Origin of the sequence: Sphingopyxis sp., assembly GCF_050916055.1 — a bacterium.
Classification (GTDB): Bacteria; Pseudomonadota; Alphaproteobacteria; order Sphingomonadales; family Sphingomonadaceae; genus Sphingopyxis.
Map to the genome: position 1 here is coordinate 1,470,911 of NZ_CP051527.1, position 14,450 is coordinate 1,485,360.

General features: G+C 67.9%; 13 protein-coding genes. 7 read left to right on the forward strand and 6 right to left on the reverse strand.

The features are described 5' to 3' along the window. Positions 1 to 34: 34 nt before the first annotated feature. The 4 genes from HEQ22_RS07145 to HEQ22_RS07160 all read right to left on the reverse strand — a co-directional run bounded on the left by HEQ22_RS07145 (position 35) and on the right by HEQ22_RS07160 (position 3,585). Positions 35 to 736 carry a DUF899 family protein gene (locus HEQ22_RS07145; protein ID WP_432770498.1) on the reverse strand — a complete coding sequence of 234 codons (702 nt, stop codon included), beginning with the start codon at positions 734 to 736 and terminating at the stop codon, positions 35 to 37. A gap of 70 nt (positions 737 to 806) precedes the next feature. Beyond that, a complete protein-coding gene (locus HEQ22_RS07150) occupies positions 807 to 2,147 on the reverse strand; it encodes a chloride channel protein (protein ID WP_432770499.1) in 1,341 nt (446 codons plus the stop codon). 72 nt (positions 2,148 to 2,219) lie between these two features. Further along, positions 2,220 to 2,930, reverse strand: coding sequence for an NYN domain-containing protein (locus HEQ22_RS07155; protein ID WP_432770500.1), 711 nt, complete (start codon positions 2,928 to 2,930; stop codon positions 2,220 to 2,222). A gap of 13 nt (positions 2,931 to 2,943) precedes the next feature. Next, positions 2,944 to 3,585 (reverse strand): carbonic anhydrase, encoded by a 642-nt coding sequence (locus HEQ22_RS07160; RefSeq protein WP_432770501.1) that lies wholly within the window; start codon positions 3,583 to 3,585, stop codon positions 2,944 to 2,946. A gap of 62 nt (positions 3,586 to 3,647) precedes the next feature. Between HEQ22_RS07160 and lipA the strand changes: the two genes are divergently transcribed. Then, positions 3,648 to 4,583: a lipoyl synthase gene (gene lipA, locus HEQ22_RS07165; RefSeq protein WP_432770502.1), complete on the forward strand. Its 936-nt coding sequence runs from the start codon at positions 3,648 to 3,650 to the stop codon at positions 4,581 to 4,583. A gap of 7 nt (positions 4,584 to 4,590) precedes the next feature. Further along, positions 4,591 to 5,070 carry a type II toxin-antitoxin system RatA family toxin gene (locus tag HEQ22_RS07170; protein ID WP_432770503.1) on the forward strand — a complete coding sequence of 160 codons (480 nt, stop codon included), beginning with the start codon at positions 4,591 to 4,593 and terminating at the stop codon, positions 5,068 to 5,070. Here HEQ22_RS07170 and HEQ22_RS07175 read toward each other — a convergent pair. Both HEQ22_RS07175 and ispF read right to left on the reverse strand, forming a co-directional pair. After that, complete coding sequence (locus tag HEQ22_RS07175; protein WP_432770832.1) at positions 5,013 to 5,567, reverse strand: CinA family protein; 555 nt, start codon at positions 5,565 to 5,567, stop codon at positions 5,013 to 5,015. The two genes, HEQ22_RS07170 and HEQ22_RS07175, sit on opposite strands and share 58 nt — an antisense overlap. A gap of 5 nt (positions 5,568 to 5,572) precedes the next feature. Further along, positions 5,573 to 6,754, reverse strand: coding sequence for a 2-C-methyl-D-erythritol 2,4-cyclodiphosphate synthase (gene ispF / locus HEQ22_RS07180; protein ID WP_432770504.1), 1,182 nt, complete (start codon positions 6,752 to 6,754; stop codon positions 5,573 to 5,575). Between the two features lie 92 nt (positions 6,755 to 6,846). Here ispF and dusB point away from each other — a divergent pair, with 92 nt between their 5' ends. The 5 genes from dusB (at position 6,847) to HEQ22_RS07205 (ending at position 14,388) form a co-directional block, all read left to right on the forward strand. Beyond that, entirely contained in the window at positions 6,847 to 7,890 is a 1,044-nt protein-coding gene (gene dusB / locus HEQ22_RS07185; RefSeq protein WP_432770505.1) for a tRNA dihydrouridine synthase DusB, read from the forward strand. Continuing rightward, complete coding sequence (locus tag HEQ22_RS07190; protein ID WP_432770506.1) at positions 7,887 to 8,993, forward strand: two-component system sensor histidine kinase NtrB; 1,107 nt, start codon at positions 7,887 to 7,889, stop codon at positions 8,991 to 8,993. Before dusB ends, HEQ22_RS07190 begins: the two co-directional genes overlap by 4 nt. Then, a complete protein-coding gene (locus HEQ22_RS07195) occupies positions 8,990 to 10,408 on the forward strand; it encodes a sigma 54-interacting transcriptional regulator (RefSeq protein ID WP_432770507.1) in 1,419 nt (472 codons plus the stop codon). Before HEQ22_RS07190 ends, HEQ22_RS07195 begins: the two co-directional genes overlap by 4 nt. A gap of 319 nt (positions 10,409 to 10,727) precedes the next feature. Further along, positions 10,728 to 13,019: a sensor histidine kinase gene (locus HEQ22_RS07200; protein ID WP_432770508.1), complete on the forward strand. Its 2,292-nt coding sequence runs from the start codon at positions 10,728 to 10,730 to the stop codon at positions 13,017 to 13,019. Next, complete coding sequence (locus HEQ22_RS07205) at positions 13,009 to 14,388, forward strand: sigma-54-dependent transcriptional regulator (protein WP_432770509.1); 1,380 nt, start codon at positions 13,009 to 13,011, stop codon at positions 14,386 to 14,388. The genes HEQ22_RS07200 and HEQ22_RS07205 overlap by 11 nt, the downstream gene beginning before the upstream one ends. The last annotated feature ends 62 nt before the right edge of the window (positions 14,389 to 14,450 follow it).

A 14,450-nucleotide genomic window follows, 5' to 3' on the forward strand; every position in this document is an offset into this window, starting at 1 on the left:
AGGGGCGGAACCGCCCCGAACTGCCGCCGACGCTTCAATATTCCAGCGCCGGATACCAGTCGGTGCCGCGGCCGCCGGGGGTCAGGTCGAGGATGCTCCACAGCGCCGCAATGTCGGGGGCGTCGCGCGGGTCCTGACCGGGGTCGGCCATGTCGGCGGTCATGTTGCTGGTCCAGAACAGCCGCACCATGTCGCCATCGCGCCTGCACACCGCGAGCGCCGGATTTTCGGAGCCATCCTTGTTCAGCAGGTGAAAGTCTGTCGCATAATCGTCGTCGGCCAACTGGACGAAATCGAGCGCGCCCCAGCCGCGCTCCTGCGCGAACGCCTTTTGCCGCTCGACCGGGCTGCGCCCGATGACCTTGAGCGCGACGCGCTGTTTGATGTCGGTCGCATTGCCGTTCACCGCGCCCAGCCAGTTGGTGCACATCGGGCAGGGGCGCTCGCGCTCGGGGCCGTACATCCAGAAATAGGCGACCAGCGTGTGATGCTCGCCGAACAGGTCGGCCAGCCCCAGTTCGGCGCCATTCCCGTCGCGGAAGCGGTAATCTTTCATCACCGGTCCCGGCGGCAGCGCGCGGCGCTGCTCGGCGACCCGCGTCATCTTGCGGCGCAGATCGATCTCTTCGCCGAGCAGCGCCTTGCGCGCCCGCGAATAATTATCGTCCTCGCCGGGGAAGGCGCGGCGGCGCGAGGCGAGGGCCGGCGCGGCCAGCAGGGTCTGGCGAAGGGCCATTGATGTCTCCTTTTCGGGCCAACTCGCAGCGCCGCGCCATCGTTGCGGCCCCTTACTCTATTGCCCGCAGCTATGCGTCACCCTGCCGCGCCGCCGCAGTTTTGGCAGGCATCATCCGCCGCGACAGTCCGTGATACAGCCGCGTCGGGCACACTTGCGCGCTCGTCCAGTCGGCGATCAGCGCGGTCGCGAACAGCGGCAGGATGACGCCGCGCGCCGCGGTCGCCTCGATCAGGATGATCACCGCGGTCAGCGGCGCGCGCACCACCCCGACGAAATAGGCGACCATGCCCATCATCACCACCGCCCCCGCCGAACTGCCGGGAAAGATCGGGGTCAGCAGGTTTCCGAATCCCGCCCCGACCGCCAGCGACGGCGCAAAGATGCCGCCCGGCGCGCCGCTCAGCGTCGAAGCGAGCGCGGCGGCGAACTTGGCGGGAAAGAACCAGAGCTTGCCCTGATGGCCCTCGACCAGGAATTTGGTGACGTCATACCCGGTGCCCCAGGTGCCGCCGTGAGTGGCGACCCCGACCAGCGCGACGACCATTCCGCACAGCGCGGCGAACGCCACCGGCCGCGCCGCCGCGCGCCGCGCCCAGCCCGCCGTGCGATCGCTCGCCGCCAGCACGATGCGCGCGAACACGCCGCCCGCCAGCCCGCCGCCGATGCCGGCGACCGGCGCGATCATCAGCACGTCGATCACCGGCAGCGTCTCGCGCATCACCCCGAAATAGACATAGTCCCCGGCGATCGACAGGCTGACCAGCCCGGCGATCAGCACCGCGCCCATCGTCAGCACCGCGACGCGCTGTTCATAGGCGGCGGCCAATTCCTCGATCGCAAAGGCGATCCCGGCCAGCGGCGTGTTGAACGCCGCCGCGACCCCCGCCGCACCGCCCGCGATGAACACGCCCGCGGTGACCCGGACCCGCAAAAGCCGGTGGACCGCGACCATGATCGCGGCGCTCACCTGCACCGTCGGGCCTTCGCGCCCGACCGATCCGCCGACCGCCAGCGTCGCCAGCGTCAGTCCCAGTTTGGCAAAGGCGGTGCGCAGCGACACCAGCGGGCCCTTCGCCGACGTTTCGGGGTGGCGCCCCGCGGCGATGATCTGCGGGATGCCCGAGCCGCGCGATTCGGGAAAATAGCGCGTCGCGGTCCACACGATCGCGGCAAACGCGGCGGGGGTGATCAGCAGCGGCAACCACCACGCCACGCCGGCGATGGCAAAGATCAGCCGCTGGGCATGGTCGCCCGCGGCGGCAAAGGCGAGCGCGACCAGGCCGAGCAGCACCGCGCCGCCGACCATCGCGATGCGGCGACGGATATCGACGACCTCGGTGCGCGCGCGGCGGTTCAGGCGCAATTGCCACAGGCGCATCCAGCGCGGCAATTTGGGCTTGGGGGGCATCGGCGCGGCTGTGGACCCGCTGGCGAGTCAACGCAACCCCACGGGTTGAGAAAGCGGCCTGCTTATCAGGCGTCAACGCACCCGCTTGACCCGCAGCGGCCCGCCATCGACGCGTTCGGTGACGAAATTGGGAATGTCGGCAATCATGTCCGACAGGCGGGCATAACCATAGCTGCGCACGTCGAAACTCGACCGGTTGCCGGCGATCTGGCCGACCTCGCCGAGCGGCGCGAAGCCCTGTTCGTCGCGCTTCGCGGCCTTCCATGCGTTGCCGAGCAGTTCGACGACGTCGGGGTCGATGGTCTTTTTGGGCGCCTTGCTCTTGCCGGTATCGGCCGGCGCGCGTTCGGCATCGATCAGCGCGTCGACGTCGATGAAGCGCGTGCACGCGCCCTGGAACCCCTCGGGGGTCTTGGCGCTGCCAAAGCCATAGACCGGAATGCCGTCCTGCCGCACCCGCATCGCCAGCGGCATGAAGTCGCTGTCGCTCGACATGATGCCGATCCCGCTCAGCCGCCCGCGATACAGCAGGTCCATCGCATCGATGGTCAGCTTCATGTCGGTGGCATTCTTGCCCTTGGTCAGGTCGAACTGCTGCTGCGGCTCGATGCCGAAACGGTGCAACTGGTCGACCCAGCCTTTCAGCGCCGGTTTGCGCCAGTTCCCATAGGCGCGGCGGATGTTGACCGTGCCCAGCTCGGCGAGCGCGGTCAGCACCGGGTCCAGCCCGGCGGGCCGGGCATTGTCGGCGTCGATCAGCAGCGCGATATTTCCGTCGGCCATGGGGTGGTTCTCCTCAGTCAGCGGGCACGAACTGGCCGCTCGCCTCGTCGAGCAGGTGCAGCACCCCATCGCCGATCGCGAAAAAGGCGCCGCGCAGCGTCAGAGTCCCGCGCCGTTCCTTTTCCTGGATGCACGGAAAGGTGCGCAGATTGTCGATGCTGACGCGCACCGCGGCCATTTCCATCGCGCGCCCGGCGTCGCGGTTGTCGATGTCGGCGTGCGCGGCGCGCACCGTGTCGCGCGCGCCGTCGAGCATTGCGATCCAGTCGGCGATAAAGCCGCCGCGCCCCGGCTCGGCGCCCGCCATCGTGCCGTGCAGCGCGGCGTGGCAGCCGCCACACAGGCCGTGTCCCATCACAACGATTTCCTCGACCTTCAGGAACTGCACCGCAAATTCCAGCGCCGCGGAGACGCCGTGCCGCCCCGGCGTCGTCTCGAACGGCGGGACGAGCGCGGCGACGTTGCGCACGACAAAGATTTCGCCCGGATTGGTGTCGAAAATCTGCGACGGTTCGACGCGGCTGTCCGAACAGGCGATCACCATCACCTTGGGCGACTGGCCGACCGCCAGCTCGTCCCAACGCTCGCGCTGCATCTGCCAGCCGCCGTTACGGAAACGACGATAGCCTTCGATCATGTCGGTAAAGTGAGTCATGGCGGCGCCATAGCATAGGTAGAGAGGTTGAGAAGAGACGCGCGCACGACTATGTGGGCGCGATGAACGCTCCTGCATCCCCCGCCGTCCCGCCCAGCCAGCGCCAGCGCAAGCCCGACTGGATCCGCGTCAAGGCGCCGACGAGCCCCGGCTATGCCGAAACCCGCAAGCTGATGCGCGAGCTCAACCTCAATACGGTGTGCGAGGAAGCGGCGTGCCCGAACATCGGCGAATGCTGGACCAAAAAGCACGCGACGGTGATGATCCTCGGCGACACCTGCACCCGCGCTTGCGCCTTTTGCAACGTCAAGACCGGGATGCCGCGCCCCGTCGATCTGCTCGAGCCCGAGCATACGGCGATCGCTGCGGCGAAGATGGGGCTCAGCCACATCGTCATCACCTCGGTCGACCGCGACGATCTGCCCGACGGCGGCGCCAGCCAGTTCGTCAAGGTGATCAACGCACTGCGCCGCGAAACGCCGCAGACGACGATCGAGATCCTGACCCCCGATTTTCGCAACAAGCCCGAAAGCGCGGTCGCGGCGATCGTCGATGCGCGCCCCGACGTCTACAACCACAATCTCGAAACCGTGCCGCGGCTCTATCCGACGATCCGCCCCGGGGCGCGTTATTACGCCTCGCTGCGCCTGCTCGAAAGCGTCAAGCGCCGCGATCCGTCGATCTTCACCAAATCGGGGATTATGATGGGGCTCGGCGAGGAACGGATGGAGGTCCATCAGGTGATGGACGACATGCGCAGCGCCGACATCGATTTCATGACGATGGGCCAATATCTGCAACCGACGCCGCGCCACGCCAAGGTCATCGACTTCGTGACGCCACAGGCGTTCGACGCCTATGCGCAGATCGCGCGTGCCAAGGGGTTCCTGCAGGTCGCATCGTCGCCGCTCACCCGGTCGAGCTATCACGCCGGCGACGATTTCGAACGGATGCGCGCCGCGCGCGCGGCGCAGCTGGCGCGCGTCAAGGCGGGCTGACGGGCCTTTGCCAAGGCACCACGAAACCCGCGAGCTGCCGTACAGCGACGAACAGATGTTCGCGCTGGTGACCGACATCGCGCGCTATCCCGAATTCCTGCCGTGGGTCGTCGCGCTGCGCATCCGCGACGACAGCGAACATGAAACCGTCGCCGACATGATCGTCGGCTTCAAGGGGCTGCGCGAAAGCTTCTCGTGTCGCGTCCACAAACAGCGCCCGCACGCCGTCACCGTCAGCTATATCGACGGGCCGATGAAACATCTCGGCAACGAATGGCATTTCCAGCCCATCGACGGCGGCGGTTGCCGCGTCGACTTCATGGTCGACTTCGCCTTCCGCAACCGCATGTTCGAAGCGCTCGCGGGGCAAATGTTCGACAAGGCGCTGCGCAAGATGATCGCCGCGTTCGAGACGCGGGCAGGGGCGCTTTACGGCGCCGGCAGCGCGACGTCATCCGACGGCCGCAGCTCGTCCCTGTCGGGCTGAAGCAACTCCAGCGCGAACAAAGTCGCCGCATGGCGGATCGCGGCGCGGTCGGTCGATTCGAACTGGATGCGCTGGGTGAAATAATCGTCGGGGTCCTGCCCGCGCCGCGCGCGCGCGAACACCACCAGCCCGACCGGCTTCTTCGCCGATCCGCCGCCGGGTCCGGCAATGCCGGTGATCGCTACCGCGACGTCGGCATCGCTGTTGGTCAGCGCCCCCGCCGCCATCGCCCACGCCGTCGCCAGCGACACCTCGCCGAACGTCTCGAGGATTTCGCTGCTGACGTCGAGCTGCGCCTGCTTGGCGTGCCCCGAATAGGTGACGAAGCCGGCGCTGAACACGTCCGAACTGCCCGCGATGTCGGTCAGCGCGACCGACACCATGCCGCCGGTGCAGCTTTCGGCGACGGCGATTTTCCGCCCCGCGGCGCGGTTGGCGGCCAGCACCGCCGTGGCAAGCTCGCCGCGCTCGGCAAAGCGCGCTTCGGTGTCGGGCAGCACGGTCAATTCTCCGGAAGTTGCAGGGTCGCGACGGCCTGTGCAGCGATCCCTTCCCGGCGGCCGGTGAAACCCAGCCGCTCTGTCGTCGTTGCCTTCACACTAACCTGCGCGACGCGAAGCGCAAGGATGTCGGCGATGCGGGCGCGGATCGCGGCGCGGTGCGGGCCGATCTTCGGCGCCTCGGCGACGATCGTCAGGTCGACATGCTCGATCCGGCCGCCGCGCGCCGCGACCCGCCCGGCGGCGAAGGCCAGGAAGCGGTGCGAGGCGGCGCCGCGCCACTGCGCGTCGGTCGGCGGGAAATGGTCGCCGATGTCGCCGTCGCCGAGCGCGCCGAGGATCGCGTCGGTCAGCGCATGCAGTGCGACGTCGGCATCACTATGGCCTTCAAGTCCATGACTATGCGCGATTTCCAGCCCGCCGATCCACAGCGGCTTGCCCGCGACCAGCCGGTGGACGTCATACCCCATGCCCACCGCAGTGCGCGTCTTCACGTCCGTCCCCAACAATCCCGACAGGATCGCCAGATCGTCGGCATAGGTCAGCTTGTGCAGCCGCGCGTCGCCCGCGACCGCGACCACCTCGGCCCCGATCCGCCGCCCCAGCTGCGCATCGTCGGTCGCCGGGGCGCCGTCGGCGGCGGCATGCGCGCGGCGCAAGGTGCCGAGCCGAAAAGCCTGCGGCGTCTGCACCCGCGCCAGCGCGCTGCGATCGACCACCGCCCCCGCAGTGCCGCCCGTCTGCTCGACCAGCGTATCGGGCACCGGCAGCGTCGGAATCGCGGCTTCGGCCCCATCCGCCAGCGCGCCGAGCAAACGGTCGATCACCGCGCCATCGACCCCGGGCCGCGCCGCGTCGTGGACCAGCACGATAATGTCATCGGGCCGATCGCCCAGCGCCGCCAGCGCATTCGCCACCGACACCTGCCGCTCCTCGCCCGGAAGCGCGGAAATCCAGCCGTCGGGCAGCGCCCCGACCGCCGCCACGACGTCATCTCTTGCCACCAGCACCCCGCCCGAAATCGCGCCATGGCCGGCAAAGGCGTCGAGGCTCCAGCGCAGCACCGGCTTGCCGCCGAGCATCGCCAGCTGTTTCGGGGTCTCAAATCCGGCGCGCGTGCCGAGCCCGCCAGCCAACAGGATAGCGATCGTTGATGGGGTATGGGGCGGGGCGGACTCGGTCATGACCCCGCGGGTAGCGCAGCAGCCGCTTGCGGGAAAGCCGCTTAACGTGTAGGGGCGCTGCTCAATTTTTAGGCAAATCGAAGGCTTCTTCCATGGCGGCGCTGCGCCCCATTCAGATCGGTAGCATCAGCATCGCGGATCCGGTGATCCTCGCGCCGATGACCGGCGTCACCGACATGCCGTTCCGTACCCTCGTGCGCCGCTACGGCTCGGGGCTGAACGTGACCGAGATGATCGCCAGCCAGGCCGCGATCCGCGAAACCCGCCAGTCGGTGCAGAAAGCGGCATGGCACCCGGTCGAAGAACCGGTGTCGATGCAGCTCGTCGGCTGCACCCCCTATGAAATGGGCGAGGCGGCAAAGCTCAACGAGGATCGCGGCGCCGCGATCATCGACATCAACATGGGCTGCCCGGTGCGCAAGGTCACCAACGGCGACGCCGGGTCGGCGCTGATGCGCGACCTGACGCTCGCCGCGGCGCTGATCAAATCCTGCGTCGAGGCGGTGTCGGTGCCGGTGACGGTCAAGATGCGCATGGGCTGGTGCCACGACAGCCTCAACGCTCCCGAACTCGCGCATATCGCCGAAGACCTGGGCGCCAAGCTCGTCACCGTCCACGGCCGCACCCGCAACCAGATGTATCGCGGCGAGGCCGACTGGCGCTTCATCCGCCAGGTCAAGGACGCGGTGTCGATCCCGGTGATCGCCAACGGCGACATCTGCTCGGCCGACGACGCCAAAACCGCGCTGGAACAGAGCGGCGCCGATGGCGTCATGATCGGCCGCGGCGCCTATGGCCGCCCGTGGCTGCTCGGCCAGGTGATGGCGGCGCTGCGCGGTGAGGCGGCCCGCCCCGACCCCGGTCTCGACGAACAATATGACGTCATTACATCGCATTACCGCGCGATGATCGACCATTATGGCGAAATCACCGGGGTCAATATGGCGCGCAAGCACCTCGGCTGGTATGTCAAGGGGCTGCACGGCTCGGCCGAGTTCCGCAACAAGGTCAACCAGATCCCCGACAGCAAGGGCGTGCTCGCAGCGCTCGAAGCTTTCTACGGCCCGCACCTCGACAACCCCCACCGCACCGACGCCCACCGCACCGACGCCCACCTGAGCCGAGCCGCTGCGTGAGCGCGCTGACGTCGAGCATCCCCAGCTTCGACCATGACGAACTGATCCAGTCGCATCCCGTCGCGACGCTGCTGCTCGACAAGGGCGGGGTGGTGCTGTTCGTCAACGCCGCCGCCGAACAGCTCTGCAACGTCAGCCGCGCGACGATGGTCGGGCGCGTCGTCTACGACGTGATCGGCATGGACCGCAGCTATCGCCAGCGGATGAACGACCCCGCGACCTCGGCCTTGTTCGCTCACCGCGCCGAAATCTCGGTCGGCGGTCGCCGCGCGATCTTCGTCGACATGCAGATGGTCCCCTATGGCCATGGCGGCCACCGCATCCTCGCGCTGCTGCCCTCGCAGAGCGAAGCCGAACTGATGGGCGGCGCGATCGGCCGTTCGGGGCGCGCCGCGGGCGCCGCGGCGTCGATGCTGGCGCACGAGATCAAGAACCCGCTCGCCGGGATCAAGGGCGCGGCGCAATTGCTGGCGCGCAAGACCGACACCAGCGGCGAACGCTTCACGACGCTGATCTGCGCCGAGGTCGACCGCATCACGACGCTGATCGACCAGATGGAGCATTTCTCGCGCGGCCAGCCGATCGTCTGTTCGCCGATCAACCTCTATCAGCCGATCCACCAGGCGATGGAGGCGCTGCGCGCGCGCCAGCTCCCCGATATCCGCTTTGCCGAGGATTTCGACCCGTCGCTGCCGCTGGTGCTCGGCAACCATGACGCCATGGTGCAGATTCTGCTCAACCTCGTCACCAACGGTTGCGAGGCGCTGGGCGGGCAGCACGACGGCGTCGTCCGCATCGCCACCGCCTATCGCCACGGTCTGTCGATCGACAATGACGACGGCCGCGGCCGCATCGCGCTGCCGATCGAACTCAGCGTCAGCGACAACGGCCCCGGCGTCCCCGCCGACATCCGCGGCGACCTGTTCGACCCGTTCGTGACCACCAAGCGCGAAGGCCGCGGGCTCGGCCTCGCGCTGGTCGCCAAGCTCGCGCGCGACATGGGCGGCACCGTCCAGCATATGCGCGACGGCGACTGGACGCGCTTTCGCGTCCACCTGCCCGCGGCGCCGGTCGCGGCGCGCAAGGGAAGGGCGGAGCGATGAACGGCAAGACGATCCTGCTGGTCGAGGACGATCCCGCGATCGCGATGATCATCCGCGAAACCTTGCTCGACGAATGCGGCCTGTTCGCCTCGGTCGGCAGCATCGCCGAACGCAACGCCTGGCTCGCCGACCATCGCCCCGACCTTGTGATCACCGACGTCGTGCTGCCCGACGGCGACGGCATCGATTCGCTGCCCGGCGCCGGGGTCGATGCCGACACCCCGGTGATCGTGCTGTCGGCGCAGAACACGCTCGACACCGCGGTGCGCGCGACCGGGATCGGCAGCTACGACTATCTGCCCAAGCCCTTCGACCTCGAAGAACTGACCGCCAGCGTCCGCGCCGCGCTCAATCGCCGCCGCTCCGAACCCGCGGTCAAGGCGGGCGCCGGTCCCGCCGACAGCCACGGCCTCGTCGGCCGCGCGCCGGCGATGCAGGCGGTGTACCGCACCATCGCCCGCCTCGCCTCGAACGACCTTGCGGTGCTGATCCTCGGCGAATCGGGGACCGGCAAGGAAGTGGTGGCGCGCGCGGTCCATGCCACCGGGCTGCGGCGCGCGGGGCCGTTCGTCGCGATCAACATGGCGGCGATCCCGCGCGAACTGATCGAGGCGGAGCTGTTCGGGCACGAAAAGGGCGCCTTCACCGGCGCGCACAGCCGCAACGCGGGGCGCTTCGAACAGGCGGCGGGCGGCACCTTGTTCCTCGACGAGATCGGCGACATGCCGCTCGACGCGCAGACGCGGCTGCTGCGCGTCCTGCAAAGCAACGAATATTCGACCGTCGGCGGCAGCCAGGCGCTGAAGGCCGACGTCCGCGTCGTCGCCGCGACCCACCGCGACATGCGCAGCCTCGTCGCCGACGGGCGCTTCCGCGAGGATCTCTTCTACCGGCTCAACGTCATCCCGGTGACGCTGCCGCCGCTGCGCGACCGGCGCAGCGACATCGCGGCGCTGGTGCGCCATTTCGTCGAGGCGGGGCGCGCCTCTGGGCTGCCCGACCGCCAGTTCGCGCCGGCGGCGATGCAACTCCTCGAACGCCACGACTGGCCCGGCAACGTCCGCGAACTCGGCAACGTCGTCCAGCGCCTCGCGGTGCTCTCGCGCGACACGATGGTGATGCCGCGCGATGTCGAGGCGGTGCTCCACGACCATGGCGACGGCCCGATGCCCGCCGACCCCGCCGAAACCATTGCGCGCGCCGTCGACGACTGGACGCGCGAACGCATGGCGGGCCCCGACGGCGACGGCGACATCCACGCCCAGCTCGAAGCGATCGTCGAAGCCGCGCTGCTTCGCCGCGTCCTGCGCGAAGTGCGCGGCAACCAACTCGAAGCCGCCCGCCGCCTCGGCATCAACCGCAACACGCTGCGCAAACGGCTCGGCCAACTCGACATCGACCCAGCGCATCCCTGATGGGGGTGTAGTTTCCCATGTCGGAATGGCTGGTAACGACCGGTTGCGGACGTTGTTGCTCCCCTCCCTTTTAGGGAGGGGCTGGGGGTGGGTAGCCGCCAACGGCGGCATATTCACCGCCGCTCGCTATCGCTCGCAACCCACCCCTAACCCCTCCCTGAAAGGGAGGGGGATTGTCCGGAATCCACCCCAGAGCGGAAATCGTTATCCGCACGGCTGACATACCATGCTGGGCAACTCGTCCATAAATCGCCCCGGCTGATCTCCTAACGCACTTTGTGTGTTTTCTATGCAACAGGTTTGTCGTATTGAAACCACAATGGCGCAGCTCGCTCCTCTGGCTCTCGATGCCGTTTCCGACGAAGAGGGCGCACGTTCGGGCATTTGGCGCTTCGCCGCGCCCGAATATTACACGCTGGCGCTGGTCGTCAGCATCGGCGTCGCCACCTATATCTTCGTCACCGGCGATGCGCAGAGCGAGCGGTTGCTCACCCCGGCGCTGGTCGCCGCGATCATGGTCGCCAACCTCGTGCCGGCGATGGCGCTGATCGTGCTCGTCGGCAGCCGCGTCGCGCGGGCGCGCGCCGAAAGCACGATGGGCGGCGGCAACGGCCGCCTCCACGTCCGCCTCGTCGCGCTTTTCTCGCTGATTGCCGCGGCGCCGACGCTGCTCGTGGCGATCTTCGCCTCGCTGCTGTTCCAGTTCGGGGTCGATTTCTGGTTCTCGGATCGCTCGCGCGGGATGTTCGAAAACGCCGCCGGGCTGGCCGAGGGCTATTATCAAGAAAACCAGCGCGAAGTCGGCGCCAATGCGGTCGCCATGGCCACCGATCTTGGCGGCTATCTCGAAAAGGCGCCGATCGACGGTGCCGATTTCTCCTCCTATTATTTCCAGCAGGTCGTCGTCCGCAGCCTCAACCAGTCGGCGATCATCGAGCTGGGTCCCGACGGGATCGCGCGAACCGCGACCGCCGTCGCCCCCGACGACCGCAACGCCGACCAGCTGCTGCGGCCCGAGGTCATCCGCCGCCTCAACGCGGGCGAGGATGTCGTCATCACCCGCCAGCGCAACCGGATCGAGGCGGTGACGCGTCTGCCCAGTTCGAGGGCCGCGTTCGTCTATGCGTCGCGCGATTTCAACGTCCCCGGCTTTTCGCAATCGGCGCGCGCGGGGACGGTGCTCGCCGATTACAACAATCTGTTCGCGCGTTCGCAGCTGTTGCAACTCCAGTTCAACGGCGCGCTCTATCTCGGCTCGTTGCTGTTGCTCGCGCTCGCGGTGATCGCCGCGATCGTCGTCGCCGACCGCATCATCCGCCCGCTCGGCACCCTCGTCGGGGCGACGCGCGCCGCGGCGGGGGGCGACCTGTCGGTCCGCGTCACCCCGCCGGCCCGGAACGACGAGATTTCGGTGCTGACCGTCGCCTTCAACCGGATGACCGAACAGCTCGAGGGGCAGACGAGCGCGCTCGTCGGCGCCAACGAACAACTCGAGGCGCGGCGCAGCTTTATCGAGGCGGTGCTCAGCGGCGTGTCGTCCGCGGTGATTTCGGTCGATGCCGATCACCGCATCCTGCTCGCCAACGCCGCCGCCGAACGGCTGATCTGCCAGTCGAGCAACTGCCTGACCGGGGCGCCGCTCGCCGACGTCGCCCCCGAACTCGCCCGGCTGCTCACCGGCGACGAGCGCGAGGCGATCGTCCAGCTCGCCCGCCGCGACGCCGAACCCGCGACGCTCGCCGCCAAGGCGGTGGCGCAGGGCGACGGTTTCGTGCTGAGTTTCGAGGATATTACCCAGCAATTGCTCGATCAGCGCCGCGCCGCCTGGTCCGACGTTGCGCGCCGGATCGCGCACGAGATCAAGAATCCGCTGACCCCGATCCAGCTCGCCGCCGAGCGCCTCCAGCGCCGTTTCGGCGACAAGGTCGAGGGCGATACCGCGACCTTCAAGAAGCTGACCGACACCATCGTCCGCCAAGTCCACGACATGCGGCGCATGGTCGACGAGTTCTCCAGCTTCGCGCGCATGCCCAAGCCGACCTTCGGGGTCGAGGACATCCGCGACATCCTCAAGCAGGCGGTGTTCCTGTTCGAGGTCGCCAAGCCGGACATCGAGTTCGTCGTCGATGTACCCGACGCGATAGAACCGCTCGTCTGCGATCGCCGCCTGTTGTCGCAGGCGCTCACGAATATTGTCAAAAATGCCGTCGAAGCGATTGAAGAACGCTCGAAAAATCTCGAACCGCCGCTATCCGGCCACATCCGCGCCGCGCTCGATATGCGCAACGATGGCCAAATTGCGATCACCGTCACCGACGACGGCATCGGCCTCCCCGAAGCCCGCGAGGCGATCGCCGAACCCTATATGACGACGCGCCAGGGCGGCACCGGGCTGGGTCTCGCGATCGTCAAAAAGATCGTCGAACAGCATTTCGGCGACCTCGAATTTTCCGACAACCCTGCGGGCCGCGGCACGCGGGTGACGCTGACCCTCCATCCCGACCGGCTGCGCCCGCTGGCAGGGCAGGGTGGTGAAACGACGATGGGGCAGGCAGAATCGGTTCCGGGGCGGATCCGCAACCGACAGGACAGAGAAGACCATGGCGCTTGATATTCTGATCGTCGACGACGAACGCGACATTTGCGAGCTGGTGGCCGGCGTCATGGAGGACGAGGGTTACGAAGCGCGCACCGCATCCGACAGCGACGCCGCGCTCGAGGCGATCCGCCAGCGCCGGCCTTCGCTGGCGTTGATCGACGTGTGGCTGCAGGGGTCGCGGCTCGACGGGCTCGGGCTCGTCGAGGCGATCAAGGCGTTCGATCCGACGCTGCCGATCATCGTCATCTCGGGCCACGGCGGTCTCGACACCGCGGTCGCGGCGATCCGCCGCGGCGCGTTCGATTTCATCGAAAAGCCGTTCGAGGCCGAGCGCCTGCTCCACCTCGTCGCGCGCGCGACCGAGAATGAGCGGCTGAAATTCGAATATGCGCAGCTCCGCGAAAAGGCGGGGCCGTCCGACGAACTCACCGGCACCAGCGCCGCGATCAACAATGTCCGCGCGACGTTGAAGCGCGTGGCTGGCACCGGCAGCCGGGTGCTGATCACCGGTGCGGCCGGGGTAGGCAAGGAGGTCGCGGCGCGCGTCCTGCATGGCTGGAGCGGCCGCCAGAACGCGGCCTTCCGCGTCATTTCGTCGGCGCGCATGGATCCCGAAACGGTCGAGACCGAATTGTTCGGCTCGGAAGCCGAGGACGGGTCGATCCGCGTCGGGCTGCTCGAGCAGGCGCACGGCGGCACCTTGTTCCTCGACGAGGTCGCCGACATGCCGCTGACCACCCAGGGCAAAATCCTGCGCGTGCTGACCGACCAGAGCTTCACCCGCGTCGGCGGACGGACGATGATCCGCGTCGATGTGCGGATCATCTCGGGCTCGGCGCGCGATCTTGTCGCCGAAATCGCGGAAAACCGCTTCCGTGAGGATCTCTATTACCGGCTCAACGTCGTCCCGGTGCACATCCCGCCGCTGCGCGAGCGGCGCGACGATATCGCCAGCCTGTGCGACCATTATATCCGCCGTTACGCCGCCGATCGCCGCGTTCCGCCGCCCGAAATCAGCGCCGAGGCGATGGCGGCGCTGCAGGCCCACGAGTGGCCGGGCAATGTCCGCGAACTGCGCAACGTGATCGAGCGCGTGATGATCCTCGCGCCGAGCGACCGGCTGGCGCGGATCGACGCCGATATGCTGCCCGCCGAGCTGGTGCGCGGCGGCACCGACATCCTGCCGAATTCGGAATCGATCACCGCGATCCCGCTCAAGGAAGCGCGCGAGAATTTCGAACGCGAATATCTGCGCATCCAGATCAACCGCTTTTCGGGCAATATCTCGCGCACCGCGACCTTCATCGGCATGGAGCGCTCGGCGCTGCACCGCAAACTGAAACTTTTGGGGCTGACCGAGAGTTCGGACGGCGAAGCGTGACGGCTTTACGCTAGACCTCGTGCGCAGTTTGCCGCATATTGCCCGCTAACAAGGTCAAAGGG

Coding starts and splice junctions, on each gene's coding strand:
- HEQ22_RS07145 (WP_432770498.1), bottom strand. CDS start 736: ATGGCCCTTCGCCAGACCCTGCTGGCCGCGCCGGCCCTCGCCTCGCGC.
- HEQ22_RS07150 (WP_432770499.1), bottom strand. CDS start 2,147: ATGCCCCCCAAGCCCAAATTGCCGCGCTGGATGCGCCTGTGGCAATTG.
- HEQ22_RS07155 (WP_432770500.1), bottom strand. CDS start 2,930: ATGGCCGACGGAAATATCGCGCTGCTGATCGACGCCGACAATGCCCGG.
- HEQ22_RS07160 (WP_432770501.1), bottom strand. CDS start 3,585: ATGACTCACTTTACCGACATGATCGAAGGCTATCGTCGTTTCCGTAAC.
- lipA (WP_432770502.1), top strand. CDS start 3,648: ATGAACGCTCCTGCATCCCCCGCCGTCCCGCCCAGCCAGCGCCAGCGC.
- ispF (WP_432770504.1), bottom strand. CDS start 6,754: ATGACCGAGTCCGCCCCGCCCCATACCCCATCAACGATCGCTATCCTG.
- dusB (WP_432770505.1), top strand. CDS start 6,847: ATGGCGGCGCTGCGCCCCATTCAGATCGGTAGCATCAGCATCGCGGAT.
- HEQ22_RS07195 (WP_432770507.1), top strand. CDS start 8,990: ATGAACGGCAAGACGATCCTGCTGGTCGAGGACGATCCCGCGATCGCG.
- HEQ22_RS07200 (WP_432770508.1), top strand. CDS start 10,728: ATGGCGCAGCTCGCTCCTCTGGCTCTCGATGCCGTTTCCGACGAAGAG.
- HEQ22_RS07205 (WP_432770509.1), top strand. CDS start 13,009: ATGGCGCTTGATATTCTGATCGTCGACGACGAACGCGACATTTGCGAG.